This is a genomic window from Leisingera sp. S232 (assembly GCF_049800895.1).
GTDB lineage: Bacteria > Pseudomonadota > Alphaproteobacteria > Rhodobacterales > Rhodobacteraceae > Leisingera.
This window is the reverse complement of sequence record NZ_JBNAFX010000001.1, coordinates 272,234-298,195: the sequence shown is the minus strand read 5'-3', so window position 1 is coordinate 298,195 and position 25,962 is coordinate 272,234. Positions and strand designations below refer to the sequence as shown.

The 25,962-nt window shown below is 60.4% G+C and carries 27 protein-coding genes and 3 tRNA genes; 12 read left to right on the top strand and 18 right to left on the bottom strand.

The window, feature by feature from the left end; all coding sequences use genetic code 11:
• Positions 1-33 precede the first annotated feature (33 nt).
• Both ACP151_RS01440 and ACP151_RS01435 read left to right on the top strand, forming a co-directional pair.
• Positions 34-696, top strand: a complete 663-nt coding sequence (locus ACP151_RS01440) for an NnrU family protein (protein ID WP_424977039.1) — start codon at positions 34-36, stop codon at positions 694-696.
• Between the two features lie 62 nt (positions 697-758).
• Positions 759-1,277 (top strand): DUF2478 domain-containing protein, encoded by a 519-nt coding sequence (locus ACP151_RS01435; protein ID WP_424977073.1) that lies wholly within the window; start codon positions 759-761, stop codon positions 1,275-1,277.
• Positions 1,278-1,410: 133 nt separating this feature from the next.
• Here ACP151_RS01435 and ACP151_RS01430 read toward each other — a convergent pair.
• Positions 1,411-1,494: transfer RNA gene (locus ACP151_RS01430), tRNA-Tyr, on the bottom strand.
• Between the two features lie 120 nt (positions 1,495-1,614).
• Here ACP151_RS01430 and rlmB point away from each other — a divergent pair.
• From rlmB to ACP151_RS01415, 3 genes are all read left to right on the top strand, one after another.
• Positions 1,615-2,391, top strand: a complete 777-nt coding sequence (gene rlmB, locus ACP151_RS01425) for a 23S rRNA (guanosine(2251)-2'-O)-methyltransferase RlmB (RefSeq protein WP_424977038.1) — start codon at positions 1,615-1,617, stop codon at positions 2,389-2,391.
• 102 nt (positions 2,392-2,493) lie between these two features.
• The gene (locus ACP151_RS01420; RefSeq protein ID WP_424977037.1) at positions 2,494-2,943 is read left to right on the top strand and encodes a YHS domain-containing (seleno)protein; all 450 of its coding nucleotides are present in this window, start codon (positions 2,494-2,496) and stop codon (positions 2,941-2,943) included.
• Positions 2,944-3,147: 204 nt separating this feature from the next.
• Positions 3,148-3,618: a CoA-binding protein gene (locus tag ACP151_RS01415; protein WP_424977036.1), complete on the top strand. Its 471-nt coding sequence runs from the start codon at positions 3,148-3,150 to the stop codon at positions 3,616-3,618.
• 215 nt (positions 3,619-3,833) lie between these two features.
• Here the strand turns inward: ACP151_RS01415 and ACP151_RS01410 are convergent, their stop codons facing one another.
• From ACP151_RS01410 to ACP151_RS01400, 3 genes are all read right to left on the bottom strand, one after another.
• On the bottom strand, positions 3,834-4,151 hold the full coding sequence (locus tag ACP151_RS01410; RefSeq protein ID WP_424977035.1) for a phosphoribosyl-ATP diphosphatase: 318 nt from the start codon (positions 4,149-4,151) through the stop codon (positions 3,834-3,836).
• An 11-nt stretch (positions 4,152-4,162) separates the two neighbouring features.
• On the bottom strand, positions 4,163-4,924 hold the full coding sequence (gene hisF, locus ACP151_RS01405; RefSeq protein ID WP_424977034.1) for an imidazole glycerol phosphate synthase subunit HisF: 762 nt from the start codon (positions 4,922-4,924) through the stop codon (positions 4,163-4,165).
• A gap of 104 nt (positions 4,925-5,028) precedes the next feature.
• Entirely contained in the window at positions 5,029-5,424 is a 396-nt protein-coding gene (locus ACP151_RS01400) for a hypothetical protein (protein WP_424977033.1), read from the bottom strand.
• 235 nt (positions 5,425-5,659) lie between these two features.
• Here ACP151_RS01400 and ACP151_RS01395 point away from each other — a divergent pair, with 235 nt between their 5' ends.
• The gene (locus ACP151_RS01395; protein ID WP_424977032.1) at positions 5,660-6,106 is read left to right on the top strand and encodes a DUF302 domain-containing protein; all 447 of its coding nucleotides are present in this window, start codon (positions 5,660-5,662) and stop codon (positions 6,104-6,106) included.
• Positions 6,107-6,173: 67 nt separating this feature from the next.
• On the opposite strand, the gene ACP151_RS01390 is transcribed toward ACP151_RS01395, so the two are convergent.
• On the bottom strand, positions 6,174-6,347 hold the full coding sequence (locus ACP151_RS01390) for a hypothetical protein (RefSeq protein ID WP_424977031.1): 174 nt from the start codon (positions 6,345-6,347) through the stop codon (positions 6,174-6,176).
• A gap of 91 nt (positions 6,348-6,438) precedes the next feature.
• Positions 6,439-7,161 carry a 1-(5-phosphoribosyl)-5-[(5-phosphoribosylamino)methylideneamino]imidazole-4-carboxamide isomerase gene (gene hisA, locus ACP151_RS01385; RefSeq protein ID WP_424977030.1) on the bottom strand — a complete coding sequence of 241 codons (723 nt, stop codon included), beginning with the start codon at positions 7,159-7,161 and terminating at the stop codon, positions 6,439-6,441.
• Positions 7,162-7,296: 135 nt separating this feature from the next.
• Here hisA and ACP151_RS01380 point away from each other — a divergent pair, with 135 nt between their 5' ends.
• The gene (locus ACP151_RS01380; RefSeq protein WP_424977029.1) at positions 7,297-7,683 is read left to right on the top strand and encodes a DUF2147 domain-containing protein; all 387 of its coding nucleotides are present in this window, start codon (positions 7,297-7,299) and stop codon (positions 7,681-7,683) included.
• Between the two features lie 19 nt (positions 7,684-7,702).
• On the opposite strand, the gene ACP151_RS01375 is transcribed toward ACP151_RS01380, so the two are convergent.
• Complete coding sequence (locus ACP151_RS01375; protein WP_424977028.1) at positions 7,703-7,954, bottom strand: WGR domain-containing protein; 252 nt, start codon at positions 7,952-7,954, stop codon at positions 7,703-7,705.
• Between the two features lie 108 nt (positions 7,955-8,062).
• The gene (locus ACP151_RS01370) at positions 8,063-8,599 is read right to left on the bottom strand and encodes a peroxiredoxin-like family protein (RefSeq protein ID WP_424977027.1); all 537 of its coding nucleotides are present in this window, start codon (positions 8,597-8,599) and stop codon (positions 8,063-8,065) included.
• Positions 8,600-8,702: 103 nt separating this feature from the next.
• Here ACP151_RS01370 and ACP151_RS01365 point away from each other — a divergent pair, with 103 nt between their 5' ends.
• Positions 8,703-9,431 carry an AraC family transcriptional regulator gene (locus ACP151_RS01365; RefSeq protein ID WP_424977072.1) on the top strand — a complete coding sequence of 243 codons (729 nt, stop codon included), beginning with the start codon at positions 8,703-8,705 and terminating at the stop codon, positions 9,429-9,431.
• Positions 9,432-9,497: 66 nt separating this feature from the next.
• Here ACP151_RS01365 and hisH read toward each other — a convergent pair whose 3' ends face one another.
• Positions 9,498-10,136, bottom strand: coding sequence for an imidazole glycerol phosphate synthase subunit HisH (gene hisH / locus ACP151_RS01360; RefSeq protein WP_424977026.1), 639 nt, complete (start codon positions 10,134-10,136; stop codon positions 9,498-9,500).
• 2 nt (positions 10,137-10,138) lie between these two features.
• Positions 10,139-10,726, bottom strand: a complete 588-nt coding sequence (hisB, locus tag ACP151_RS01355; RefSeq protein WP_424977025.1) for an imidazoleglycerol-phosphate dehydratase HisB — start codon at positions 10,724-10,726, stop codon at positions 10,139-10,141.
• Positions 10,727-10,929: 203 nt separating this feature from the next.
• On the opposite strand from hisB, the gene ACP151_RS01350 reads away from it, so the two are divergent.
• Positions 10,930-11,169, top strand: coding sequence for an Lrp/AsnC family transcriptional regulator (locus ACP151_RS01350; RefSeq protein WP_424977024.1), 240 nt, complete (start codon positions 10,930-10,932; stop codon positions 11,167-11,169).
• 135 nt (positions 11,170-11,304) lie between these two features.
• Positions 11,305-11,709, top strand: a complete 405-nt coding sequence (gene fosX, locus ACP151_RS01345) for a FosX/FosE/FosI family fosfomycin resistance hydrolase (RefSeq protein ID WP_424977023.1) — start codon at positions 11,305-11,307, stop codon at positions 11,707-11,709.
• 158 nt (positions 11,710-11,867) lie between these two features.
• Here the strand turns inward: fosX and ACP151_RS01340 are convergent, their stop codons facing one another.
• The 5 genes from ACP151_RS01340 to ACP151_RS01320 all read right to left on the bottom strand — a co-directional run bounded on the left by ACP151_RS01340 (position 11,868) and on the right by ACP151_RS01320 (position 15,912).
• Positions 11,868-13,220 carry an aminotransferase gene (locus ACP151_RS01340; RefSeq protein ID WP_424977022.1) on the bottom strand — a complete coding sequence of 451 codons (1,353 nt, stop codon included), beginning with the start codon at positions 13,218-13,220 and terminating at the stop codon, positions 11,868-11,870.
• A gap of 156 nt (positions 13,221-13,376) precedes the next feature.
• A tRNA-Gly gene (locus ACP151_RS01335) sits at positions 13,377-13,451 on the bottom strand.
• Between the two features lie 266 nt (positions 13,452-13,717).
• Entirely contained in the window at positions 13,718-14,620 is a 903-nt protein-coding gene (locus ACP151_RS01330) for a NaeI family type II restriction endonuclease (RefSeq protein WP_424977021.1), read from the bottom strand.
• A gap of 114 nt (positions 14,621-14,734) precedes the next feature.
• A complete protein-coding gene (locus ACP151_RS01325; RefSeq protein ID WP_424977020.1) occupies positions 14,735-15,694 on the bottom strand; it encodes a DNA cytosine methyltransferase in 960 nt (319 codons plus the stop codon).
• A gap of 143 nt (positions 15,695-15,837) precedes the next feature.
• Positions 15,838-15,912, bottom strand: a tRNA-Gly gene (locus ACP151_RS01320).
• Between the two features lie 157 nt (positions 15,913-16,069).
• On the opposite strand from ACP151_RS01320, the gene ACP151_RS01315 reads away from it, so the two are divergent.
• Positions 16,070-16,255 (top strand): hypothetical protein, encoded by a 186-nt coding sequence (locus tag ACP151_RS01315; protein ID WP_424977019.1) that lies wholly within the window; start codon positions 16,070-16,072, stop codon positions 16,253-16,255.
• 204 nt (positions 16,256-16,459) lie between these two features.
• On the opposite strand, the gene ACP151_RS01310 is transcribed toward ACP151_RS01315, so the two are convergent.
• The 3 genes from ACP151_RS01310 to ACP151_RS01300 form a co-directional block, all read right to left on the bottom strand.
• Entirely contained in the window at positions 16,460-19,903 is a 3,444-nt protein-coding gene (locus tag ACP151_RS01310) for a pyruvate carboxylase (RefSeq protein WP_424977018.1), read from the bottom strand.
• 322 nt (positions 19,904-20,225) lie between these two features.
• Entirely contained in the window at positions 20,226-21,371 is a 1,146-nt protein-coding gene (locus tag ACP151_RS01305) for an alpha-hydroxy acid oxidase (protein ID WP_424977017.1), read from the bottom strand.
• Between the two features lie 81 nt (positions 21,372-21,452).
• A complete protein-coding gene (locus ACP151_RS01300) occupies positions 21,453-23,240 on the bottom strand; it encodes a sensor domain-containing diguanylate cyclase (RefSeq protein ID WP_424977016.1) in 1,788 nt (595 codons plus the stop codon).
• A gap of 239 nt (positions 23,241-23,479) precedes the next feature.
• On the opposite strand from ACP151_RS01300, the gene ACP151_RS01295 reads away from it, so the two are divergent.
• Positions 23,480-25,837 (top strand): ATP-dependent helicase, encoded by a 2,358-nt coding sequence (locus tag ACP151_RS01295; protein ID WP_424977015.1) that lies wholly within the window; start codon positions 23,480-23,482, stop codon positions 25,835-25,837.
• The last annotated feature ends 125 nt before the right edge of the window (positions 25,838-25,962 follow it).

The following is a 25,962-nucleotide window of genomic DNA, read 5'->3' as shown; positions in this document are numbered from 1 at the left end:
CACCAGGACAGATCTATGACCGGAGAGACGCCCATGGCCTGGCTTGAATTCACTGCCGCACTGCTGCTGTTCCTGGCCAGCCATGTGATCCCCGTGCGTCCGCCTGTGCGGCCCTGGCTGGTGGGGCGCCTGGGTTTGCGCGGCTATGTCTTTGCCTACAGCCTGCTGTCGCTGGCAATTCTGGCCTGGCTTGTCGTGGCTGCTGCTCGCGCGCCCTATATCGGCGTGCTGCCATCCTGCGGCGTTTTTCGCTGGGCGCCGCTTCTGCTTATGCCGCTGGCCTGCCTGCTGGCGGTGGCGGGGATGATGCGGCAGAATCCGTTCAGTTTCGGCGGGCTGGGGCTGCGGGCCTTTGACCCCGCTGATCCCGGTATCCTGGCCGTCAGCCGCCACCCGCTGCTGGCGGCGATGGCGCTGTGGGCGGGGGCGCATCTGCTGGCCAATGGTGATCTGGCGCATGTCATCCTGTTCGGCCTGTTTGCAGGTTTTGCAGGTGCTGGCATGGCGATCATAGACAAGCGCAAGAAACGCCAGATGGGGCAGGGGGAATGGACCCGCCTCAGCCGCCATACCGCGCGGCTGAACCTGCTGCGGCTGCGACCCTCTGCCGCCGAGGCGGGGCTGGCGGCGGCGGTTTTCCTGGCTTTGCTGATCCTGCACGCACCGGTCATCGGCTATTCCCCGTTGCCATGGTAGGGGTTGACCCCGAACACCGCATCACCACCTATGAAACAAGACGACACTGGAGAGAAGAACCGATGCAACTGGCCTATGTGATGACCGAAGAGCGCGGTGCCACCGATCGATTGATGAGCGAACTGGCAGAAAAATTGCAGGCCAAGGGTATCCGTCTGGCAGGCATCGTGCAGACCAATGTGGAATGTTACGACAAAGAGCTTTGCGACATGGATGTACGGGTGCTGCCCGAAGGTGAAACCATCCGCATTTCACAGTCGCTGGGCGCCGGTGCGCGCGGCTGCCGCCTGAACCCTGAAGCGCTCGAGCAGGCAGTGGGGCAGGTCTCTGCATCCCTGCAAGCCGGCGAAGCTCCGCAGTTGATGATCGTAAATAAGTTCGGCAAGCACGAAGCAGACGGCCGCGGCATGCGCGCCGTAATCGGCGAAGCGCTGGCATTGGGCATTCCGGTGATCTCGGGCGTAAACAAGATGAATGTGGAACCGTTCCAGGCCTTTTCGGATGGTATGGCGGTGGCTGCAGGCCCCGATCTGGACGGGCTGGTTGCCTGGGCGGAACAGGCCGTGGCCGCAACCGCCTGACTCACCCTTTAACATTTGAAATCAAACGAAAAGCCTGCGCATTTTGCGCGGGTTTTTGCTGTGCAAAGCTGTGCGTATCCTGCTCAGCTTACTGCTGAACAACCATCATCACATCTGAGAAAAAGAGAGAAGATGGTGGGCGACCCTGGAATCGAACCAGGCGTGCGTCTCCGCGAGGGAGTTACAGTCCCCTGCCACACCTTGCGGCCTGTCGCCCACTGTCAGTTGCATGTTGCACCTGATGTGGAGGCGTGATTACAAGCAGGCCAAAGGGGCGTCAACAGGAAAATCGCAAGATTTTCAGACGGTCCGCAAATTCTTTCTGCCGGAGGGCAAAATGTCCAAGAAACCCAAATGGGTCGTTGAAAAAGAACAGTCCAAAAAGGCCGCCTCAGCCGAAACTGTATGGCTGTTCGGGCTACATGCGGTGCGCGATGCGCTGATGAATCCTCAGCGCGAAAAGCTGCGGCTGATGGTGACCATGAACGCCGAAGCAAAACTGGCGGACGCGATTGCGGCCTCGGGTGTTGAGGCCGAAGTGATCGATCCGCGCAAATTCAACCCGCCAATTGATCCGCAGTCGGTGCATCAGGGGGCAGCGCTGGAAGTGAAGCCGTTGAACTGGGGCGGGCTTGCCGACAACTGCATCGGCCGCGAGGCACCTCGGGTGCTGCTGCTGGACCGGGTGACCGACCCGCATAACGTAGGTGCGATCCTGCGCTCGGCCGAAGTTTTTGGCGCCAGTGCAGTGATCGGCACACGGCATCATTCCGCGCCGGAAACCGGTGCGCTGGCCAAAACCGCCAGCGGCGCGCTGGAGCGTCAGCCCTATCTGCGGATGCGCAATCTTGCCGATACAATTACCGAACTGCAGGGCATGGGATTCCTTGTGCTTGGTCTGGACGGCGAGGCAGCGCAGACCATTGAGGCTGCGCTAGAGGGCAAGAAACATCTGCCGGTGGCTTTGGTGCTGGGGGCGGAGGGGCCGGGACTGCGCCAGAAGACCAAGGAAACCGTTGATGGGTTGGTCAAGATTGATGCAGCGGGCGGCTTTGGATCGCTCAATGTGTCCAACGCCGCCGCCATTGCCCTTTACGCCTCTATCGGCCGCTGAAGCATCCCGCGCACGGCGCGTTCACATCTGCGTAAGCTGCCTTTGCAAAAACGGTGCGGTGCGGCAAAGTCCTCATGTTGCAGATTTTGAACGGAGTGCGATGTGATCCTGCGTTATGTGTTGATGGTCGCCGCCGTGCTGCTTTTGTCCTTGCCGGTAACGGCGCGGGCTGAGCAGGCGGTGTTTTCCTCTCGTTCCGGAGTGGCCATTGGCGGGTATGATGCTGTTGCCTTCTTTGAGCGCGGCGTCGCGGAGCCAGGTCGCCACACCCATGCGGTGATGTGGAAAGGTGTGGTCTGGCGGTTTTCCTCTGCCCGCAATCAGGCGCAGTTTGAGGCCGACCCGCGCGCCTATGCACCCGCCTTTGGTGGGTATTGTGCCTATGCCATGTCAAAAGGGCTTGTTCATGAAGGCAACCCGCAGCTGTGGGCGATTGTCGATGGAGAGCTGTTCCTGCTGAATAACCGGCGGGTGCATGGTCTCTGGCAAGCTGACACCGCGGAAATGATTGCTTCCGGTCGCATCCACTGGCCCGCGGTCCTGCGAAAGTAGCTTGTCACCTCACAACTGCGTGATGTGGTCTTATGTTTTCAAATGTGTGACCCATATTCAATACAGACTGCGGAATGGAACCACCGCAGATCTTTTTCACTGTCCCTCGTTCCATACCTGGCGCCCGGCAAGTCCGGGCGCTTTTTTGTTCGCAGGCGGCGAATCGATCTAGGCGCGAAGCTGCGGCACGGCTAGGGTCGCGGCATGACAGATTACAGCGACAACCATCTGAAAACGATCCTGCAACGGGCCAAAACAGTGGCCGTGGTCGGCGTGTCGATGAACCCGGTGCGCCCCAGCTATTACGTGGCGCGTTATCTGGGGCTCAAGGGATACCGGGTGATTCCGGTGAACCCCGGTCATGCCGGCAAGATGCTGTTTGGCGAGACCGTGCGCAGCAGCCTGTCAGAGATCAATGTGCCGGTGGATATGGTCGATATCTTCCGCCGCTCCGATGCGGTGCCGCCGATTGTGGACGAGGCGCTGGATGCGTTCCCTGACCTGCAGACTGTGTGGATGCAGATTGGTGTGGAACATGCCGAGGCAGCCGCCAAGGCAGAAGCACGGGGCGTCACGGTGATTCAGAACCGTTGCCCCAAAATCGAATACCAACGCCTGTTCGGTGAGCTGCGGATGGGCGGTTTTGCCACCGGGATCATTTCTTCGAAACTTTGAACCCGCGGCGGGGCAGGTGCTCCCGCCCGCTCCTGCCGTCCTGCCGGACGGCATTCACAGTTGGGCCGGGCGCCGCTGCGCGGCGCAGGTTTCCGCTGTGCGACCCTGATAGGCAAGTCTGCCCGCGGGGGCTTTGCTGATTGAGGTTTAGCACGCGCCAAGGCAAGCCGTGCGCGCGCGGCAGCTGCGCCTCCCTTGGCCTGCAGCTCCGAAGATTACCCTTTGGGGCGTGTGGCTTTCTCGGCGATGCCGCTGAGGCCTTGACGCTCTGCCAGCACTTTCAGGACATCATCCAGTGCCACATCGCGGGCGGCCAGCATCACCAGGAAATGGTAGAGTACATCAGCGCCTTCAGAGGCCAGGCCGGCCTTGTTGCCCTTTGCTGCCTCAATGATTGCCTCAATCGCTTCTTCACCAAATTTCTCTGCGCATTTCTCCGGTCCCTTGGCCAGCAGCTTGGCGGTCCAGCTGGTGTCCGGGTCGGCGTCTTTGCGGGCCAGAATGGTGGCTTCGAGATCGTGCAGCAGGCTCATACCATGCCCCCTCAGTTCAGCCGCATCGGGATGCCAGCGGCGGCCATGTGTTCCTTGGCTTCCTGTACCGTGTATTCGCCGAAGTGGAAAATCGAGGCCGCCAGCACCGCGGATGCGCCGCCTTTGGTCACACCCTCCACCAGATGGTCCAGATTGCCAACGCCGCCCGAGGCGATCACAGGCACGTCGACCGCATCGGAAATCGCCTTGGTAAGCGGCAAGTTGAAGCCTGACTTGGTGCCGTCGCGATCCATCGACGTCAGCAGGATCTCCCCGGCGCCCTTGGCCGTGACCCGTTTGGCAAATTCCACCGCGTCGATACCGGTGGGCTTGCGGCCGCCATGGGTGAAAATTTCCCAGCGGCCCGGTTCCACCGTCTTGGCGTCAATGGCGCAGACGATGCACTGGCTGCCGAACTGATCCGCGGCTTCGGCAATCACATCCGGGTTGGCCACGGCGGCTGAGTTGAACGAGACCTTGTCCGCGCCTGCCAGCAGCAGCGCACGCACGTCGTCCTTGGTTCTGACTCCGCCACCCACGGTCAGCGGCACAAAGCACTGCTCAGCCGTGCGCTGGACCATATCGAACATGGTGCCCCGGTTTTCATGGGTCGCGTGGATATCTAGAAAGCAGATCTCATCCGCACCCGCCGCGTCATAGGCTTTGGCGCATTCCACCGGGTCGCCTGCATCACGCAGGCCGACAAAATTGACGCCCTTGACCACGCGCCCGTCGGCGACGTCGAGGCAGGGAATGATGCGGGTCTTCAGCATGGATCGGGCCTTTCGGTCTGCTTGGCCCGTGGGTACGCAATGACTGCTGGAATCGCAACAGATATGGTGGCGGATGTGCTTTTTGGTCCGGGGCGACAGCGGTTTCAGGGTGCGGTGGCTTTCTTGAGCCGGAACCGGAATGCAAGATCTGCTCCGGCCAGCAGAACAAGCGCTGGGACCAGCGTGGTGACAATGTAAATGAAGCCAAAAAACATCAGGGTATATGCATAGTCTCCAACGGGCCTCGGAATATGAGCGCAGGTGCAGCAGCCCTTGATGGTTCCATCACATCCGCCAAAGGTGAAGACGATCCAGGCGCAGCAATAGACGATCAAAAGCACAACAATCCAAGCGCCGCCATAGCCTGTCCATCGGTTTGCAAATGGCGGGAAAACGGCCCGGCTCGGCAGCCGAAAAACTGAATCGTGCACTGCAAACAGGAAGCAGATCAGAAGCGGCAGGGTGGCAATGATGAAATGCACTGTCAGAAAAATGTCCATCACGAAAATCTTTTCAAAAAGGTTCAGTAATAGCGCCATTTCCGGCATAAGTGCCGGTGCAGAATTGACGTTTTCAACATAGGGAGCCCGGGCAGAAATGGAAGTTTAAGGAGGGCACCCCCTTTGTTCTGTTGTCCAAGCCGCAAAGGTTTGCCGATGCCGAAAACGTGAATTGCCAACCGGGGCCTGTTGCCTTGTTTTCCTCCCATCACCGCACAATTTTGGAGCAGTTGTTATGACAAAAAACCTTATCCTTGCCGGAGCCATCGCCCTCATGTCCGCAATCCCCGCCGCCGCCGAACTGATGAAAGTGCCCAGTCAGAAACCCGTAGCTGAAACCATGGATGCGCTGCAGGCCGCAGTCGAAGGTGCCGGCGCAACTGTCTTTGCCCGCGTGGACCATGCCGCGGGTGCGCAAAAGGTCGGATTGGAGCTGGCGGGCGCGCAATTGCTGGTATTCGGGAACCCGAAACTGGGCACCCCGGCAATGCAGGCCGACATCCGGGCGGGCCTGTATCTGCCGCTGAAGGTGCTGGCCTATGAAGATGCAGAGGGTCAAGTCTGGCTGAGTTACGAGGATCCTGCGGACATGTTCTCTGGCCTCGATATCCCCGCTGATGCTGGTTTCATCGCCAAAATGCAGGGCGCCTTGGGCAAACTGACGGCTGCCGCCTCGCAGTAAGCTGCCTAGGGCACTTGGTTCTCCCGGCGTTTTGTGGCGCCGGGAAGGGCTAAGAGGCTGTAAGCCTTCAGCGACACAAGAAAATACCTGTGATCAGTGCGGCAGGAATCAGCCAGATTACCTGCGCAATGATGCCAAAGAAGGCAAACAGAAGCGCCATATCATAAAGCCAATGCCCGAGCGGCCCGCAGCCAATAGAGCCGGCACCGCTGAAGCTGCATCCGGGCAGGCCGACCTCCATAAGCTTTGCTGCCAAAAGAATGCAGGCCCAGAAACAGACCGGCGCAAAAACAAAGATGATACCGCCTAGGGGTCTGAGCAACGGCAAACTGTTATGCCCTCAGAACCTGCAGCGCCTCTTTCAGATCAATCGCCCCATCATAAAGCGCCCGGCCTGAAATCGCACCATTGAGCGGCGCACCGCAGGATTTCAGCCCACGCAGGTCGTCCAGCGAGGACACGCCGCCGGAGGCAATCACCGGAATGCTGACAGCCCTGGCCAGATCGGCGGTGGCCTCGACATTCGGCCCCTTCATGGCGCCGTCGCGCAGGATGTCGGTGTAGATGATGGCGGCAACGCCTGCGTCCTCGAAAGATTTGGCAAGGTCGGTGACCATCACGTCGGTTTCCTCGGCCCAGCCTTTGGTGGCAACCTTGCCGTTGCGGGCATCGATGCCGACCGCGACCTTGCCGGGGAATTCGCGGGCGGCTTCGCGCACCAGATCCGGGTTCTCCACTGCCACGGTGCCCAGGATGACACGGGCCAGCCCCTTGTCGATCCAACGCGCAATGGTGGCCATATCACGGATGCCGCCGCCCAGCTGCGCGGGCACTTTGGTCTGCTTCAGGATTTCCTCGACCGGGGCGGCATTGACCGGCTCGCCAGCAAAGGCGCCATTAAGGTCCACCAGATGCAGCCACTCGCAGCCTGCCTCGACAAACTCCAGCGCCTGCGCGGCAGGGTTGTCGTTGAACACGGTGGTCTTGTCCATCTCGCCATGCAGCAGGCGCACGGCCTGGCCGTCTTTGAGGTCAATCGCGGGGTAGAGGATCATCCGGGCGGTCCTTCGTGAAATCAAGCTGGCGGTGTTTTGCACAACGTGAGGGCAGATTGCAACGCGACCCGAAGTCAACCTTGCCTCAAAGACCGCATCAGGGACAGGCTGCCGCTAAAACAGGGAGGAAACGGAATGAAACATCTTCTGACAGGCCTGGCTGTTGCCCTGGGTTTGGCAAGCGCGGCCGCGGCGGACCCGGTTCTGGGCGTCTGGAAAACCGAACCGGACGATGGCTCCTATGCCCATATCCAGATGGCCAAATGCGGCAGCGCGGTTTGCGGCAAGATTGCCCGCACCTTCAACAGCGACGGGGAATACCGATCTCCCAATATCGGCAAGACGCTGGTGATCGACATGGTGCCGAACGGGGACGGATCATACGAGGGCAAGGTCTGGCGGCCCTCCAACGACAAGATCTACATCGGCAAGATGGATCTCGCAGGCAGCAGCCTGGCATTGCGCGGCTGCGTTGCGGGCGGGCTGTTCTGCTCTAAACAAACCTGGACACGTGTCCAGTAAACGCCTTGCGGGGCCGCAGTTACAGCAGTCCCAGCTGTACCGGGATCGGCGCAAACCCACGTTTCAGCTGCTGGTCCCGGAAACGCTCGAAAATCGCCTGCGCCTCGGCTTGCGCCGCAAAATAGGTCCGCTTCTGCGCGCCGCCCGGCGCATTCAGCGGCCCAGAGACACGTTCAACACACCAGTCGCCGAACAGCGTCGGCGTCAGGCTCAAGAGGCAATAGCGGTGCTTGCCTTCGGCGTGGTCGTATTTTTCGAAACGGATGTGCAAGAGCGCTGCCGGAATGACAAAAGGTCCGCCTCCGTATGCATCGAAGCGGACCCCTTGTCTATTGTTCAAACCGGTGAATTGTACCGGCCTTGGCGGCAGCGGTGATGCTTACACCTCACCGGTGTATTCGCCGCGCGCCGGGTAATTGTTTGGGATCGCAAAATCCAGTGCCGCGACCAGTTCCGCGAAATGCGGCCGCACAAACGGCATGGTCTGAACAGCGCCGTAATACAGGGTCTGCTCCGGTGTCACCAGGAACAATCCAGGTTCCGAGAACAGCGCAGGCTCTTCAATCCCGATTGAGGTCTTGCCGCGCGAAGTGGAAATATAAAGCCCCCAATCCTTGGCCACAGAAAGCGGCAGATCATAGCCGAACCGCAGTTCCTTTGCTTCGATCTTGTCGGCCATGGCGCGGGTGCGCTCTTCACCGTCAGAGCTGATGGCGATGCAATTGACGCCGCGCTCGGCGAAATCTGCCACCTTCTTCTCAAACTCTTTCAGATAGTTTGCGCACAGCGGGCAGTGCAGGCCGCGGTAAAAACAGATGACCGTGCCGCGTTCTGCGGTTTCCGACGAAAGGTCGAACTGGCCATGGTCCAGCGTCGGCAAGGTTAACGCGGGGGTCTTCTGACGAGGGATCAGCATGTATGTGGTCCTTTTAGGCTATGTGGTGAAGGGTCTTGCTCAATGGTATTGCCCAGTTTAACGTCTGCTAAATCTGAAAAATCTGATGGAAACACCGAAATCCATGGACCGCCTCACGACATTGATGGATCGCTTTCAGCTCGCGGTGCAGGCAGCAGCGCCGGGGGCGGCGAATTTGATCGCCCTGGCGGATGCGGCGGGGGAGCCGGTGCGGATTCTCTATCGCACCCGCAGCCCCGTGCCGGATCCAGTTCCGGGTACGGTCATGTGGGCCGCGCGGGTTGAGTGGTCGGGGCAAAGCAACCCATTTCTGGCTGCGCTGCCGCCGGTGGTCGAATATGAGATCACCGGCAATGTCGAGACACAGGGGCTGGTGCGGTTGATGCGGGACGAGGCAGAGGGCCAGCACTGCGGCGCACAATCGGTGATCAACCGGCTGGGCGAGGTGCTGATGGTGCGCCTTTTGCGCAACCAGATCCAGCGCGGCACAACTGAGCCGGGGCTGCTGGCGGGGCTTGCTGATCCGCGCCTCAGCCGGGCCATCGTTGCGATGCACGATAGCCCGGGCCGTCTCTGGACCAATGCCGACCTGGCCCAGCAGGCAGGGCTGTCATTGTCGCGCTTTGCTGAGCTGTTTGCGGCAGAAGTGGGCGAAACCCCAATCGGCTACCTGCGCCGCTGGCGGCTGATCCTGGCGCGTCAGGATCTTATGCGCGGAGACCGGGTCGAGGCGGTCGCCCGCCGCTATGCCTATGGATCACCAGAGGGCTTTACCCGTGCATTCCGCAAGGCCTATGGCGTCGCGCCGGTGTCTCTGCGGTCTGCTGCGTGACCCCCAAGCCTTCTTTCTGGTCCTAAATACCCCCGCCGGAGGCAACGGCGCATCAGCGCCGTCCTCCTAGGGTTTCCAGGTCAGAAAGTTGCCGATCATCCGCAGCCCGGTGGCTTGGCTCTTCTCCGGGTGAAACTGCATGCCCAGCATCGTGTCCCGGCCGATGACGGCGGTCACGTCGCCAGCATAATCCACATGCGCCAGACGCTCGGCAGCCTGTGTCACGCGGAAATGGTAAGAGTGCACGAAATACACATGATCGCCGCTCTGGATACCGTCAAACACCGGATGCGGATGATCGATCACCAGATCATTCCAACCCATATGGGGCACCTTCAGAGAGGTGTCTGACGGTTCGATCTTGACCACATCGCCGCCGACCCAGCCCAGACCGGACGTTTCCTGGTATTCATGCCCCGTGGTCGCCATCAGCTGCATGCCGACGCAGATGCCCAGAAAGGGGCGGCCCTTCTGCTCCACGGCTTCGACCATGGCGTCATAGATGCCTTTGTGACCGCGCAGCTCAGCCGCGCAGGCCGGAAAGGCGCCGTCACCTGGCAGCACCAGCCGGTCGGCCCGTGCCACCACATCGGCGTCCGAGGTCACCACGACCTCGCCCGCATCCATCTCCCGCGCCATGCGCTGGAACGCCTTCTCAGCCGAGTGCAGGTTGCCGGATTCATAGTCGATGATCGCGGTCAACATGGTTACAACGCGCCCTTGGTCGAAGGGATCGCATCCGCCTTGCGCGGGTCGGTCTCCACCGCCAGCCGCAGCGCGCGCGCCACTGCCTTGAACGCCGCCTCGGCAATATGGTGGCTGTTGAAGCCGTGCAGCTGGTCGATATGCAGGGTGATGCCGCCATGGGTGCTTAAGGCTTGAAAAAACTCGCGCACCAGCTCGGTATCAAAGGCACCGATCTTTTGCGTGGGCAGCGCCACATTCCAGATCAGAAAGGGCCGCGCCGACAGGTCCAGCGCACAGCGCACCAATGCGTCATCCATCGGCAGATGGCATTCGCCGTAACGGCGGATGCCTTTCTTGTCCCCCAGCGCCTGCACCAGCGCCTGACCCAGCGCGATGCCGGTGTCTTCCACCGTGTGATGGTCGTCGATGTGGTAATCGCCCTTGGCGCGGATGGTCATGTCGATCAGCGAATGGCGTGCCAGCTGGTCCAGCATATGGTCGAAAAAGCCGACCCCGGTCTGGTTGTCGTAAACCCCGGTGCCATCCAGGTTGATCTCGACCGTGATATCGGTTTCCGCAGTCTTGCGGGTCACTGTGGCTATACGCATCAGCGGCTTATCCTTCGTCATGCTGCAAGAACTTTTAATCTGCCTGGGCGCTTATAGGGCGGGCAGGGGGTATGGCTCAAGTGCGGCAATGTGCAATGCGGGCAATCTGTTGCAGCAAACCCGGTCCTTTCCCGGCCTATTGCGCCCGGATGCAGCGCATGCGAGCTTGGGCGCAAATCCGTGACCATTCAAAAGGGCCGCCCATGTCCACCTGCGTCTTTGTCCAGATCCGCTGCAAGCCCGGCACCACCTACAAGGTAGCCGAAGAGATCGCCCGGTGCGAAATCCACTCCGAGCTTTACTCCACCAGCGGCAATTTCGACCTCTTGATGAAGCTCTACATCCCGGCTGGCGAGGATGTCGGCAAGTACATCAACGACCAGCTGTTGCAGATCGACGGGATCGAACGCTCGCTGACGACGATGACTTACAAAGTGTTCTGAGCGCCAGACCTCCTGCTTGTCCTGCGGGAGTTTCCTTTTGGGAGGTAGGGGCGGCAATTTCTGTTCCGCGGATTTTGCTGAAATTGCGCGAACGTCTGCTAATGTATCGAGAAACGGTGTTTCGGAGGCAATGCAGTGGTTCAGGGTTTAAGCCATGTGACGTTCATCGTGAGCAATCTTGACAAGATGGAAGAGATACTTACGACAGTCTTGGATGCCAAGAAAATCTATGACAGTGGCGACAAGACATTCTCGCTCTCAAAAGAACGTTTCTTCGATATTGGAGGCATTTGGGTCGCCACTATGAAGGGCGAACCGCTTCCAAAGAAGACCTACAACCATGTCGCTTTCAAGATGGCACCAGGCGACTATGACGACAGACTGCGGCGCATAAAGGCGCTTGGTCTTGAGGTGCGAGAGGGGCGCTCACGTGTCGAAGGCGAGGGGCATTCGATCTATTTTTATGACCACGACAACCATATGTTTGAACTGCACAGCGGCACTCTGGAAGAACGACTAAAGAGCTACGCCGCAACGTGAACCACAGGTTCGCTGCATCCTGAAAAAGAGCACTTTAGGCTCGAAGCAGATCTATTCTGCGTGTGCATCGCTGCAGGCCGCCTTTTGGCGGGCTGCAGCATGTGTGGGAAATGGCGGGACGGTGAAGTGGTTGATGTGCATTTCCGGTCTGGCCTTGATCACCCAGCAACCAGCCCTTTGTCTTTCAGCTCAGCATAGGCCGCATCAATCGCCGCCTTCATCCGGGCCAGCATGTCATCGACCTCATCCTTGGTGATGATGATCGGCGGGCACAAGGCGACCGCATTGCCCGCAACCGCCCGGATGATCAGCCCGTTGGCTTCGCAGGCCTTTTGCGCTGCAGCTCCCGCTGCGCCCTTGTCAAAGCTGGCGCCTGTGGTCTTGTTCGATACCAGTTCCAGCGCCGCGATCAGCCCCTTGCCGCGCACTTCGCCGACCAGCGGGTGATCCGTGAAGATCTTGCGCAGCTGAGCCTGCATATAGGCGCCAACTTCGGCGGCATGGTCAAACAGGTTGTCACGCTCGTAGATTTCCAGCGTCTTCAGCGCCGCGGCACAGGCCGCCGGGTGGCCGGAATAGGTATAGCCATGGCCAAACACGCCGACCTCATTGGTCTGGTCGATCATTGCCTCATACATCCAGCCGGGAATGACGGAGGCGGAGATCGGGAAGTAGGCGGACGACAGCTGTTTGGCAAAGGTCATCAAATCCGGCTTGATGCCCATGGTGGTACAGCCGAAATCGGCACCGGTGCGCCCGAAGCCGGTAATAACCTCATCTGCCCAGACCAGGATGCCGTGCTTTTTCAACAGCGCCTGCAATTTCTCGTAATATCCTTCGGGCGGCACAATCACACCGGACGCGCCGGTGATCGGTTCCACAATCATTGCCGCAATCGTGTCCGGGCCTTCCGCCAGGATCTGCTGTTCCAGATTATTGAGGATCCGGTCGACAAATTGTTCCTCGGTCTCATTGCCCTGACGGCCGGTATAATAATGCGGCGAGTCTGAACGCAGGATCGACAGCGCCTCCAGCGGTGCATCGAAATGCGCCAGATTCGCGGGCAGGGAGGTCAGCGAGCCTGCTGCAACTGTCACACCATGATAACCGCGCTCGCGGGTGATGATTTTGCGCTTCTCCGGCTTGCCGATGGCGTTGAAGTAATAGCGCAGCATCTTTACATGGGTGTCATTGGCGTCTGAGCCGGAATTGCCAAAGAAGACATAGGCATCCTCCACCGGCACCATCGCGCGCAGTTTGTCGGCCAGCTGCATGATCGGCTCATGGGTCTTGCCGCCAAAAGTGTGCGAAAACGGCAGCCTGTGCAGCTGTTCGGTGATTGCATCCATCACCTCGGTATTGCTGTAGCCCAATGAGGTGCACCACAGGCCTGCCAATCCTTCGATGTATTTGTTGCCGTCCGTGTCGTAGACATAAATACCTTCGCCGCGCTCCAGGCACAGCTGCTCTGTCGCGGTGAAATTGGTGGTGGGATAGATGACGGGGGCCATGGCCAAGCTCCTTGTGAGAACCGCTCTTGGGGGCACATTTGCCAATAGCTTTGGCGTGTTTTACGCCCTGCGTCAAAAGAAATTTGATCAAATTAGATCTGCAAGTGGCAGGAAAGCGAAAGGCCGCCCCGAAGGGCGGCCTTTTCGGCTTTCGAATGGAGCGGGCGAGGCGATTCGAACGCCCGACCCTAACCTTGGCAAGGTTATGCTCTACCCCTGAGCTACGCCCGCGCTGCCATTCGATGAGCCGGTGTTTAGGGCTTTCGCAAATCACCTGCAAGAGAAAAAACGTACGCGCGTGCAAGTACCTGTGGATAATCGTTATTCTGGTTGTTTCAATAAGGCGGACAGCCGGTTCTGCAAGGTCTCGCAGTCCTTGATCTCGCAGTCCCAGACGGTCAGCAGCCGCCATCCGGCGGCCTGCAATGCACCAGCATTGCAGGCTTGGCATGCCGGGCACGGGTGTGGGCCTTATTGGTGCTGTGCTGCTTCGATGGTCAGGGGGACGGCCAATCCACGTGATGCCTGGATTGTTCCACCATGCGGGCATGGTAGGCGCTTTCGATCCGGCAGGAAACAAAAGCGCTGGCAGGGCAGGGTGGCAATTCAAGTGCCTTGATCAGCTGAGCATCCTTCTGGCCTTCCAGCAGCACGATCTGTTCTCGCGCCAGAATGTCGCGGGTGCCATGGCCGCCATCGGCACGGATGCGGCGCATGAAATCTTTTTGCTGTGCAACCGCCTCGACCACGTCACGCGGCACAGGGCGGCGCTGGATCAGTCGGAACAACCGTGCCATCCGCTCGTTTCCGGTATCGCCGGCAAAGATCTTTTCCACTGCCGCCTCATCTGCCGTGCGCCAGAAATTCGCTGGATAGGGCTGATCCTTGAACAGCCACAGGATATGGCGGAACCCCTCGGCGGAAACCGTGCGTTTGGCGTCCTTGTTCTGGCCCGCTGTCAGATATTCGGGTCGAGCCATGATCAGGCCCAGATAGCAGCGCGCCCGCACCTCATCCGCTGCCACCAGAAGGCAGGCGCAATTCAGCGCCTCGGTCGGGATCATCCAGTTGCTGCCCATGGTGTGCTTGATGTCCACATCCTGGCCCAGAATTTCGGTATCCAGCCGCCCTTTGCGCAAGCGCAACAGCGCCCGCAGCTCAATTTCGACCCGCGTCCCGATATAGGTCTTTTCGGTCTTCTCCAGCTCTTCATACGCGCGCCGCCCGGTCTTGGGCGTCATGATCACGTCATCGATGCATTGACGCAGCATTTGCGGAACATCGTATTCCAGCGCCAAGGCGCCGCCTGCACGGGTGCGGATGTCTTCGGCCAGCGGAGAAAGGGTGCCGAAATCCGGATGACCCGGAACAACAAGACTGTCAGGAAGTTTCTGTTTCATGACTGATCCAGCCCCGTCGATAGACTGGGTTGCGCCCAGCCCTCACCACAAGGGCGCGTTGCGCACCCGCTTGGGGTCTGGCGCTTCCCCAGGTTCACAATTGAAGGGGAGGCTTTAGGCCCGCACAGCATGCAGTTTAGGCTTGGCAATCGCCGCCTTCAACTCACGCGCCACCGCCTCGGCCACCGGCGGCGGGAAGGCATTGCCGACCTGACGGTAGGCATTGGTCTTGGCGCCGGTGAAATGCCATTCATCCGGAAACCCCTGAATGCGTGCCACCATCCGCACCGTGAGGCGCGGCATGTCATTGTGGAACGGATCCGGCGCCTCATAGGCAATGGTCCGTCCTTCCACGCCCAGGGCAGCCCAGGCGCGCCGCGCCCGGGTCGGCCCCAGATCAGGCCCGCCGTGTTTCTTGGAGCCGCCCACGATGGTCGGTGCGATTTCGTCAGCCTTGGCAGCCCAGTCATCGGCCCCGCGCCAGCCGCGTTCTTTCATCAGGTCGACCAGCGTCGCCCCCACTGTGGGTGGGTTGTGCGGCAGAGGCTCAGGCCAGTTGAACTGTCCCGCAAACTCCTTGCGTAGTGCAACAATCGCCACCCGCGGCCGCAGCTGCGGCACGCCGTAGTCGGATGCGTTCAGCAGCCGCCAGTCGGTTTCATAGCCCAGCTTTGACAGTTGCTTCTTCAGCTTCTCGCGGTAGTCATGGAACACCGCATCCAGGAAACCGCGCACGTTTTCGATCATCACCGCGCGGGGCCGGGTGGCATCCACGATCTCGATCGCATCATCGAACAGGTTGCGCTCATCCTTTTCGCCCAGCTGCTTGCCGGCAACGGAAAACGGCGGGCAGGGCAGGCCGCCGGCCAGCAGATCGATGCCTTTGTAATCGCTCGCAACATCCTTGAATTTGCGCACGTCTTCTTCCAGCACGTTCCACTGGGGGCGGTTGTGGCGCAGCGTAGCACAGCAATGCTTGTCGATCTCGACCAGCGCCGTGTGGTCAAAGCCCGCCGCCTCGAGACCGAGGGCCTGGCCGCCCGCACCTGCGCATAGTTCTACCGATGTCAGCATTCTGCTCTGCCTGTGTATTCGCGTTCTTGCTCTGTTCCTAGGCGGAAAGGTGATTCCGCACAAGGCCCCTGCCCGGGGGCAGGGTATGCGGAAATCCCCAAAAGCGAAAGGCCGCCCCGAAGGACGGCCTGTTCGTTTCCTGATGGAGCGGGCGAGGCGATTCGAACGCCCGACCCTAACCTTGGCAAGGTTATGCTCTACCCCTGAGCTACGCCCGCGCTGCCATCCGGTGAGCGGTGATTTAGGGCGTCCGCCTGCTGCCTGCAAGAGGAAATCCGGCGCCGGCTGAAAAAAATCTTCGGGGGCTGCGACGGAAAGCCAAAGCCCGCGCGTTTCAATTCCGAACAACAAGATATTCCAAGGGAGATTGAAGCAATGCCTTGCAAGGATTACCTGCGGATCGCCAGCCTGGTCGCTGCGATAACCCTGGGAGCACTGGTGCACGGTGGTCAGCACGTCAGCGCACCGCTTGCCGACAGCTGGGCCGGAGCGGTTGAACAGTTGAGGCCGGTTCCGGTTGAAACTGTAATCTTGCCGGGCAAGGCGCTCCGCACCGCCTGACGCCAGGAGGCCCCGTTTTACAGTGTTGGAAACGGCCAAAATTCTGCGAAAAGCCCTGTCACCGACCCGGCGCTGCCCAAGTCCCCCTCCCAAGCCGGAAAGCTGGCAAGAGTTCCTGCAGAAAAGACGCCCGCTCCGGCACAAAGAAAAGGGCGCCCTCCAGCTGGCAGGGCGCCCTTTTTTGTTCGTTTTGGCGTTTGCCTTTTATTCCAGTTCGACGAGCAGATCCTTGGCGTCAATCTGGGCGCCTGCGGTGACGTGCACGGCTTTCACCACCGCATCGCGCTCGGCGTGGATGCCAGTCTCCATCTTCATCGCTTCGATGGTCAGCAGCATGTCGCCTTCGTGAACCTGCTGGCCCACTTGCACGGCGACGCTTGCCACAACACCCGGCATCGGCGCGCCGATGTGGTTTGCGTTGCCAGCTTCCGCCTTCGCGCGCTGCTCGGTCGAGGCTTTGACCAGGCGGTTCGGCACCCGGATCACCCGAGGCTGGCCGTTCAGCTCAAAGAAGACCTTCACTTCGCCCTTTTCGTCGGTTTCGGAAATCGCCTGCAGGCGGATCTCCAGGGTCTTGCCCGGATCGATCTCGGCTGTGATTTCTTCACCCGGCTCCATGCCATAAAAGAAGGTGCGGGTCGGCAGGCTGCGTACCGGTCCGTACTGGCGATGGCGGCCCATGTAATCCAGGAACACCTTGGGATACATCAGGTAGCCGTTCAGGTCCTCATCATCGACGGTGAAGCCTTCCAGCTCTTTTGACAGCTCAGCCCGAACTGCTTCCAGATCCACCGGCTCCAGATGCGCACCGGGGCGCTTCAGGTTCGGGGCTTCGCCTTTCAGCACCTTGGAGACGATCCCTTCCGGGAAGCCGCCCGGAGGCTGGCCCAGGTTGCCGCGCATCATGTCGACCACCGAGTCCGGGAAGGCCACGTCTGTCTCCGGGCTTTCCACCTCATCGCGGGTCAGGCCCTGGCTCACCATCATCAGCGCCATGTCGCCGACAACTTTCGACGACGGGGTCACTTTGACGATATCGCCGAACATCTGGTTCACATCGGCATAGGTCTGCGCCACGTCGGCCCATTTCTCTTCCAGACCCAGCGAGCGCGCCTGCGCCTTCAGGTTGGTGAACTGGCCGCCCGGCATTTCGTGCAGGTAAACCTCGGAAGCCGGCGCCGCGAGACCCGATTCAAAGGCCGCATACTGGCTGCGCACCTGCTCCCAATAGCCGGAGATTTCGCGCACGGCCGCAATGTCGATACCGGTGTCGCGGTCGGTGTTGCGCAAACCCTCGACGATGGAGCCCAGGCAGGGCTGCGACGTGCCCCCCGAGAAGGCGTCCATCGCTGCATCCACCGCATCTACGCCCGCATCCGCTGCGGCCAGAATGGTGGCGCCCGCAATGCCCGAAGTGTCATGAGTGTGGAAGTGGACCGGCAGGCCGACCTCTTCCTTCAGTGCCTTGATCAGCACCCGCGCCGAGGCCGGCTTCAAGAGGCCAGCCATGTCCTTCAGGCCCAGAATATGGGCGCCTGCGGCCTCCATCTCCTTGGCCATACCGACATAGTATTTCAGGTCGTATTTGGAGCGGTTCGGGTCCAGGATATCGCCGGTATAGCAGACGGTGCCTTCGCAGACCTTGCCGGATTCAACAACCGCGTCCATGGCGACACGCATGTTCTCAACCCAGTTCAGCGAGTCAAAGACACGGAACACGTCAACACCGGTCTCTGCTGCCTGGCGCACGAATTCCTGCACCACATTGTCCGGATAATTGGTGTAGCCGACGCCGTTAGAGGCGCGCAGCAGCATCTGGGTCATCAGGTTCGGCATCCGCTCGCGCAGGTCGCGCAGGCGCTGCCAGGGGCATTCCTGCAGGAACCGGTAGGCCACGTCGAATGTCGCGCCGCCCCAGCATTCAACCGAGAACAGCTGGTTCAGGTTCTGCGCATAGGCCGGAGCCACCTTGATCATGTCGATCGAGCGCATGCGGGTCGCCAGCAGGGACTGGTGGCCGTCGCGCATGGTGGTGTCGGTCAGCAGAAGCTGGCGCTGCGCCTTCATCCAGTCGGCCACGGCCTGGGCGCCCTTCTGCTCCAAGAGGTTGCGGGTGCCGTAGGGCAGGTTGCCCGGCTCCGCCAGCGGTGCCCGTGGCTCTTTGAGATCGGCGGCAGGGGCCGCGCGACCCTCGGTCTCCGGATGGCCGTTCACCGAGATGTCGGCGATATAGGTCAGCACCTTGGTGCCGCGGTCGCGACGGCGCTTGAACTGGAACAGCTCCGGTGTCTCGTCGATGAATTTGGTGGTGTATTCATTCGACAGGAAGGTTGGGTGCTTCAGCAGGTTCTCGACAAAGGCGATGTTGGTAGAAACGCCGCGCACCCGGAATTCACGCAGCGCGCGGTCCATGCGGGCAATTGCCTTTTCAGGGGTCTGCGCCGAGGCGGTGACTTTGGTCAGCAGCGAGTCATAATACCGGGTGATCACACCGCCCGCATATGCGGTGCCGCCATCCAGACGGATGCCCATGCCGGTTGCGGAACGATAGGCGGTGATGCGGCCGTAATCGGGGATGAAATTATTGAGCGGATCTTCTGTGGTGACGCGGGTCTGCAGCGCGTGGCCATTAAGGCGGATGTCGCCCTGGCTGGCCTTGCCGGTGGCTTCGGCAATGGTCTTGCCTTCTGCAATCAGGATCTGCGCCTGCACGATGTCGATGCCGGTAACCTCTTCGGTCACGGTGTGTTCCACCTGCACCCGCGGGTTCACCTCGATGAAGTAGAACTTGCCGTCGTTCATATCCATCAGGAATTCGACAGTGCCTGCGCATTCATAATTCACATGCTGGCAGATCTTGCGGCCCAGATCGCAGATCTCGGCGCGCTGTTCTTCGCTCAGATAGGGGGCAGGGGCGCGCTCAACCACTTTCTGGTTACGGCGCTGTACTGAGCAGTCACGTTCATACAGGTGATAAATCTCGCCGTGCTTGTCGCCCAGGATCTGCACCTCGACGTGGCGGGCGCGGGTGATCATCTTCTCCAGATAACCTTCACCGTTGCCGAATGCGGCTTCTGCCTCGCGGCGGCCCTCCAGCACTTTCTCTTCCAGCTCGGCTTCGCCGTGGATCGGCCGCATGCCGCGGCCGCCGCCGCCCCAGGAGGCCTTAAGCATCAAGGGATAGCCGACCTCACCCGCTTCCTTGCGGATCGCGTCCATATCGTCGCCCAGCACTTCGGTTGCCGGAATAACCGGCACCCCGGCCTCGATCGCAACCCGGCGGGCACTGGCCTTGTCGCCAAGTGCGCGCATGGTTTCCGCTTTGGGGCCGATAAAGGTGATGCCATTGCGCGCGCAGGCGTCCACAAAGTCCGGATTCTCCGACAAAAGGCCGTAACCGGGGTGGATCGCATCAGCGCCGCTTTCTTTGGCGACACGGATGATTTCCTCAATCGACAGATAGGCCGCGACCGGGCCCATGCCTTCGCCGATCCGGTAGGCTTCGTCTGCCTTGAAACGATGCAGGCCGAGCTTATCTTCCTCGGCATAGACGGCGACGGTGCGCTTGCCCATTTCGTTGGCAGCGCGCATCACGCGGATCGCGATCTCGCCACGGTTGGCAATCAGGATTTTCTTGAAGTCGGTCATTTCACCCTCGGGGTCCGTGCAAGTTGGTGCAGTGTTAGGCGGATATTAGCGGTACGTACAGACGTAGTTCGGGGTATTTCCGGCATGATGGCGCTCGCATGCGGCCTGTTTTTCCTTCCGGCTCCGTTGTTTTCCTATCGCGGCCACTGATGCCGCCGGCAGCAGGGCAAAAGGCAGAGGCTTGAGAATCCGCTGAAATGTGCACTCGCAGCACGTTTTTGTAACTATTTTTTCCGCACTGCAGCGAAGGGCGCAGTTTTAAACGCGTCATTTCGGCGCATTTCAGGGCGTTGTGCCCGAAATGCTCCGGTTTGCCGGGCAATCAGGAGGTTGTGTGCAGTTGCAGGTTTCGGGCTTCCCCGAGCGTCGAAAGACCCAGCTGCCCCATATTGGCTTCCAGATCTCTGGACAGGATGCTGATCAGATGTTCCGGACCGGCTGTGCCAAGGGCTGCCAGCGCATAATGGAAAGCGCGGCCCAGCATGACAAAGTCTGCCCCAAGCGCCAATGCCCGCAGAATATCAAGGCCGCCCTCGATGCCGCTGTCAAAGATCACCGGGATATCCACAGCCGCGCGGATTTCCGGCAGCAGGCTGATGGCAGGCGGGCAGCCGTCAAACTGGCGACCGCCATGGTTGGACAGCCAGATCGCGTCGGCGCCAGCCTCCTGCAGTCGCCGCGCATCTTCCGCTCTCTGCACGCCTTTGACGACAAACGGTCCGTCCCAGTTTTGCCGTAGCCATTGCACATAGGTCCAGTCCGGCGAGATGCGCAGCAAATAGCCGATATGCGCAGTTGGCGGCAGATTGGCCTGTGCGCCGCTGATGTATTTGTCCAGGGTCCGCATATGCGGCAGGCCGCAGCGCGCCATGCCCAGAGCCCAGGCGGGGCGCCGGGCGATTTGCGCCGCGATCCGGGGTGTCAGGCGTGGCGGCTGTGTCAGCCCGGACCGCACCTGCCGCTCCCGGCGCGAGGCCACCGGCACGTCCACCGTCAGGACCAGGGTTTTGAACCCGGCATCCCGCGCCCGCGCCAGCAGATCGGTGCGGATGCCCGCATCCTTTGGCGGGTAGAGCTGGAACCAGGCGTCCTCACCCAGATGCGGCGCCAGATCCTCAGGCGACTGGCTGGCTACGGTGGACAGGCAATAGGGAATTCTGGCCGCAGCGGCGGTACGGGCCAGAATGCCCTCGGCATCGGGCCAGATCAGCCCGGACATGCCGACCGGCGCTACACCAAACGGCCGGGAATAAAGGGTTCCCAGCAAGTTGGCTGACAAGTCCGGCTCCAGCGGGCCATGCAGCACCGATGGCAGCATGGCGACACTGTCCAACCCGCTGCGGTTTCGCGCCTTGGCAATCTCTGCGCCGGTGCCGCTGTCCAGATACTCCCAGACAAAATGCGGCAGCCGCGCTTTGGCGCGGCATTTCAGGTCTTTCAGTCCGGGGTAGAGCTGATGCAGATCCATGTTTGCATTGGTACCGGGACGGGAAAAAACCGCAAGCGGGAACAGGCTGCGCCGCCGCAGCCCATCTGGGAGGGCAGGCGGTCAGCCTGCCGCACGCTGGTCTTGCGGCCCCTGCATCTCGGGCAGGGCGGCAGGATTGCGTGGTGCCGGGTCGGCGCTTGCGGCGACGCAGACCTGGTTGCGCCCTTTGGCCTTGGCGTCATACAGCGCTTCGTCCGATGCGCGCAGCAGATCCTGCGGCATCGTGCCGTGCGCCGGATAATGTGCCACACCCAATGAAATGGTAATCCGCGGCAACGCTTTTTCGCCGTAGCGCACGACCACATCTTCGACGGCCTGGCGCACCAGTTCCGCCTTGGTCATTACGTCTTCCTGGCTGGCGTTGGGCACAATCAGGGTGAATTCCTCTCCGCCGGGGCGGCAGGCAACCTGATCTCCGTCGCAGGCCTGTTCCAGCACCGAGCCGACCGCGCGCAGCACCATGTCGCCGGCATCATGCCCGTGATTGTCGTTGAACTTCTTGAAGTGATCCACATCGATGGAAATAAGGCTCAGTTTGCAGCCCTTGTCCTGGCTGGCATTGATGAATTTGCGCAGGGATTCTGTCATGTGGCGGCGGTTGAACAGCCCGGTCAGCGGATCGCGCACCGACTGGTCGTGCAGCTGGTCGCGCATCCGTACATTGGCAATCGCCATCGAGATCTGCTCGGCGCACATCTGAGCCAGCTTCTTGCTGCCGATGAACTCCGGGCAGTCTTCGGTGATGGCGCGAAGGTGCATCAGCCCGACAGTCTCGCCATGGGCCAGAATGGGAAAGCAGTAGTAGCTGCGCCCGTCATGCGGTTCCGCATGTTCGCAGACAAAGTCGATTTCGGACGCGCCGTATTCGTAGCTCCGGCCGCGTCGCAGCCCCCAGCATTCTTCCGGATGAATGTGATCCCGGTGGCTGCCGCCGTTCCAGCTGGAGCAGCCGTCCAGCACATCGCGCGAGTTGGAGTAGACATACACACTGCCTTCTGCGGTCGGCAGGATATGGGTCATAAAACGGGCAACCATCTCAAAAAGCTCTTCCAGCGAGCGGCTGGACTGCAGCCATTCGTTCAGCTCCCCCAGCAGCTGCACTTCCCGTGCCAGCCGCAGCTGTTCATCCAGGATCTGACGTTCGTGTTCATTGCGCTGCCGCAGCTGGTTCATGTTGGACCGGTTGGTCTTGAACACAACGTAGACTGCGACGGTCATGGCAAACAGCGCAATCGATGTCAGAACAATCAGCGACAGCTGTGCCCGGCGAATGAAAGTGGCCCGCAGTTCGGTAATGTCGGTATAGAAATCGATGGCCCCGTCGAATTGGCCATTGTGCATGAGGGGCACATATACCTGTGCTACTTCCCGCGTGATGCTGCTGTCATAGCCATTGCTTTGCAAAGGGAAGCCATCGACATCATAGGCGGGAATTGCCGTATGCATGTAATAGACTTCGCCGCGTGCAACATGGGTTGAGAAAAACGCATTGGATTCATACTCGCCGATTTCATCGCTGCGGGAGGACCAGAAGATTTCACCGCCGCTGGTCAACAGCCGGTAGCGGAACACGTCGGTTTCCTCCGGCAGCAAAGTCAGCACGCGGGCATCATGCGGATCAATGCTGCCCTCCTCAAAGGATTCCTCGACATGCGCCATATGCAGAACAACCCGCCGCTGCCAGTGCTGCGCCTGTTTGCGGATATCATCCTCCAGCATCCGGTCAACAATCGGGGCCGGGACCGCAAAGACAGCCCAGGCCGATGCGGCGGCTGCCACTATCAGAACAAAGATCAGCGACATGCTGCGGATTCTTTCCGCCAGGTTTGATCTGAAATCATTTTTCATACGTTGAGTGCCTACGCAGTTGCACGCTGCTGAAGTGGTGCAGCCTTCCGATTGTGCCAGACATTGCTTTCTGCACAGTTAATCCGGCGTATAATCTGGCGTAAGAATTGGGAAAATTGTCTGTCTAACTGCCGTTGCACGCGTATCAGATTGTAACCTGTGCCGTGCGGTGGTTTTGGCTGGAACAGAGTGTGAACGTCCCCTTTCCGCCGCATATGAATCACGCTAGGATCACGCCCATGAGCAGTTTTGACGAAATGGACGCCTTTGAGGGCGCATCGCTGTCATCCCGCGCCATGGCGGCGCGGCCGATGCCGTATATGGACTCGCTGAACCCGGCGCAGCGTGAGGCTGTGGAATGTCTTGATGGCCCGGTGCTGATGCTGGCGGGCGCTGGAACCGGCAAAACCAAGGCGTTGACCACCCGCATCGTGCATCTTCTCAGCACCGGCAGGGCGCGCCCGAATGAGATCCTGTCGGTCACCTTCACCAACAAGGCCGCACGCGAGATGAAGGAACGTGTCGGTAGCATGCTCGGCCAGGCGGTGGAAGGCATGCCGTGGCTCGGCACCTTCCATTCGATCTGCGTCAAGCTGCTGCGCCGCCATGCGGAGCTGGCTGGGCTGAAGTCGAACTTCACCATTCTGGATACGGATGACCAGATCCGGCTTTTGAAACAGCTGATCAAGGCGGCAGGCATTGATGACAAGCGTTGGCCCGCGCGAATGCTGGCCAATATCATCGACGACTGGAAAAACCGCGCGCTGACGCCGGACAAGGTGCCGGTTGCCGATGCCGGTGCCTATAACAGCCGCGGCGCTGAGTTCTATGCCCAGTACCAGACCCGCCTGCGCGAGCTGAACGCGGTCGATTTCGGTGATCTCCTCTTGCATATGGTCACGATTTTCCAGAACCACCCGGATGTGCTGGAGCAGTACCAGCGTTGGTTCCGCTATATCATGGTGGACGAATATCAGGATACCAATGTCGCCCAGTACCTCTGGCTGCGGCTCCTGGCGGGCGCCCATAAGAATGTCTGCTGCGTCGGCGATGATGACCAGTCGATCTATGGCTGGCGCGGCGCCGAGGTTGGCAATATCCTGAGGTTTGAAAAGGATTTTCCCGGTGCCATGGTGGTGCGGCTGGAGCAGAACTACCGCTCTACCGGCCATATTCTGGCGGCGGCTTCCAATGTCATCCGCGGCAATGCCGGCCGTCTGGGCAAGGAGCTTTGGACCGATGCCGGAGACGGCGAAAAACTCCGGCTGATCGGCCACTGGGACGGCGAGGAAGAAGCGCGCTGGATCGGTGAAGAAATTGAAATGATGCAACGCGGCACGCGCGGCCAGGCGCCCATCGGCCTCAACAGCATGGCTATTCTTGTGCGTGCCTCGCATCAGATGCGCGCGTTTGAGGACCGTTTCCTGACCATCGGCCTGCCGTACCGCGTCATTGGCGGCCCTCGTTTCTATGAGCGGCTCGAGATCCGCGATGCGATGGCCTATTTCCGCGTCGTGGTCTCGCCGGATGACGATCTGGCGTTTGAACGCATCGTCAACACCCCCAAACGCGGTCTTGGCGACAAGGCGCAGCAGACCATCCAGGGTATCGCTCGTGAACATGGTATTTCACTGGTCGAAGGCGCCCGGCTGGCGGTGGAAAGCGGCCAGATCAAGGGCAAGGGCGGCGGCGCCCTGCGCCAGTTGGTCGAAGGCATTGCCCGTTGGGGCCATATGGCAGGTGACGCGGACATCACCCATATGGAGCTGGCAGAAATCATTCTGGACGAGTCGGGCTACACAACGATGTGGCAGAACGACAAGAACCCGGATTCGCCGGGCCGCCTGGAAAACCTCAAGGAACTGGTAAAGGCGCTGGAGTCTTTTGAAAACTTGCAGGGCTTCCTCGAACACGTCAGCCTGGTGATGGACAACGACAAACAGGACGCGGACGAGAAGGTCTCAATCATGACTCTGCACGCCGCCAAAGGGCTGGAGTTTCCCGCCGTCTTCCTGCCGGGCTGGGAGGACGGGCTGTTTCCCTCGCAGCGCTCGATGGATGAAAGTGGTCAGAAGGGGCTCGAGGAGGAGCGCCGCCTGGCCTATGTCGGCATCACAAGGGCCGAGGAAATCTGTACCATCTCCTTTGCGGGCAACCGCCGGGTGTTCGGCCAATGGCAATCACAGCTGCCCTCGCGTTTCATTGATGAACTGCCAGAGGAGCATGTCGAGGTGCTGACGCCACCAGGGCTCTATGGCGGCGGCTACGGCGCGGCTGCGCCGGGGGCAGGGCAGGTGAAATCCACCATAGATGAGCGAGTGGCGCAGGCCGACGGCTATAACTCGCCGGGCTGGAAACGGATGCAGGCCCGGGCCGGCCAATTCGGGCTTTCCCAGCCGAAAGAAAGCAAGAACACGGTGATCGATCTCACCGCCACGTCCAGTTTCACCTTGGGGGAGCGGGTGTTTCACCAGAAATTCGGCTATGGCGCTATCACAGGCATTGAGGGCGACAAGCTGGAAGTGGATTTTGAGAAAGCGGGGCTAAAGAAGGTGGTAGCCCGGTTTGTCTCAGCACCGGACGACGTTCCTTTCTGAACAGTTCAGTTGCACCGGCAAGGCCGGCGGATCGGATCGCGCAGCGATCCGATCCGGGCGCAGGCGCGGCGGGCAGCTTTGCTACCCACCGCGCCTGCGCCATCCCCTTTCTTCAGAGGTTCGTG

Bases quoted from the DNA above. Each gene is read 5' to 3' on its own strand.
- ACP151_RS01395 (WP_424977032.1), top strand. From the start codon at position 5,660: ATGACAAAAAACCTTATCCTTGCCGGAGCCATCGCCCTCATGTCCGCA.
- hisF (WP_424977034.1), bottom strand. From the start codon at position 4,924: ATGCTGAAGACCCGCATCATTCCCTGCCTCGACGTCGCCGACGGGCGC.
- ACP151_RS01310 (WP_424977018.1), bottom strand. From the start codon at position 19,903: ATGACCGACTTCAAGAAAATCCTGATTGCCAACCGTGGCGAGATCGCG.
- hisH (WP_424977026.1), bottom strand. From the start codon at position 10,136: ATGTTGACCGCGATCATCGACTATGAATCCGGCAACCTGCACTCGGCT.
- ACP151_RS01350 (WP_424977024.1), top strand. From the start codon at position 10,930: ATGTCCACCTGCGTCTTTGTCCAGATCCGCTGCAAGCCCGGCACCACC.
- ACP151_RS01305 (WP_424977017.1), bottom strand. From the start codon at position 21,371: ATGGATCTGCATCAGCTCTACCCCGGACTGAAAGACCTGAAATGCCGC.
- hisA (WP_424977030.1), bottom strand. From the start codon at position 7,161: ATGATCCTCTACCCCGCGATTGACCTCAAAGACGGCCAGGCCGTGCGC.
- ACP151_RS01415 (WP_424977036.1), top strand. From the start codon at position 3,148: ATGACAGATTACAGCGACAACCATCTGAAAACGATCCTGCAACGGGCC.
- ACP151_RS01400 (WP_424977033.1), bottom strand. From the start codon at position 5,424: ATGGACATTTTTCTGACAGTGCATTTCATCATTGCCACCCTGCCGCTT.
- ACP151_RS01300 (WP_424977016.1), bottom strand. From the start codon at position 23,240: ATGAAAAATGATTTCAGATCAAACCTGGCGGAAAGAATCCGCAGCATG.
- ACP151_RS01440 (WP_424977039.1), top strand. From the start codon at position 34: ATGGCCTGGCTTGAATTCACTGCCGCACTGCTGCTGTTCCTGGCCAGC.
- ACP151_RS01295 (WP_424977015.1), top strand. From the start codon at position 23,480: ATGAGCAGTTTTGACGAAATGGACGCCTTTGAGGGCGCATCGCTGTCA.
- ACP151_RS01365 (WP_424977072.1), top strand. From the start codon at position 8,703: ATGGACCGCCTCACGACATTGATGGATCGCTTTCAGCTCGCGGTGCAG.
- ACP151_RS01390 (WP_424977031.1), bottom strand. From the start codon at position 6,347: ATGGAGGTCGGCCTGCCCGGATGCAGCTTCAGCGGTGCCGGCTCTATT.
- rlmB (WP_424977038.1), top strand. From the start codon at position 1,615: ATGTCCAAGAAACCCAAATGGGTCGTTGAAAAAGAACAGTCCAAAAAG.
- ACP151_RS01340 (WP_424977022.1), bottom strand. From the start codon at position 13,220: ATGGCCCCCGTCATCTATCCCACCACCAATTTCACCGCGACAGAGCAG.
- ACP151_RS01330 (WP_424977021.1), bottom strand. From the start codon at position 14,620: ATGAAACAGAAACTTCCTGACAGTCTTGTTGTTCCGGGTCATCCGGAT.
- ACP151_RS01370 (WP_424977027.1), bottom strand. From the start codon at position 8,599: ATGCTGATCCCTCGTCAGAAGACCCCCGCGTTAACCTTGCCGACGCTG.
- ACP151_RS01380 (WP_424977029.1), top strand. From the start codon at position 7,297: ATGAAACATCTTCTGACAGGCCTGGCTGTTGCCCTGGGTTTGGCAAGC.
- hisB (WP_424977025.1), bottom strand. From the start codon at position 10,726: ATGCGTATAGCCACAGTGACCCGCAAGACTGCGGAAACCGATATCACG.
- ACP151_RS01410 (WP_424977035.1), bottom strand. From the start codon at position 4,151: ATGAGCCTGCTGCACGATCTCGAAGCCACCATTCTGGCCCGCAAAGAC.
- ACP151_RS01325 (WP_424977020.1), bottom strand. From the start codon at position 15,694: ATGCTGACATCGGTAGAACTATGCGCAGGTGCGGGCGGCCAGGCCCTC.
- ACP151_RS01435 (WP_424977073.1), top strand. From the start codon at position 759: ATGCAACTGGCCTATGTGATGACCGAAGAGCGCGGTGCCACCGATCGA.
- ACP151_RS01315 (WP_424977019.1), top strand. From the start codon at position 16,070: ATGCCTTGCAAGGATTACCTGCGGATCGCCAGCCTGGTCGCTGCGATA.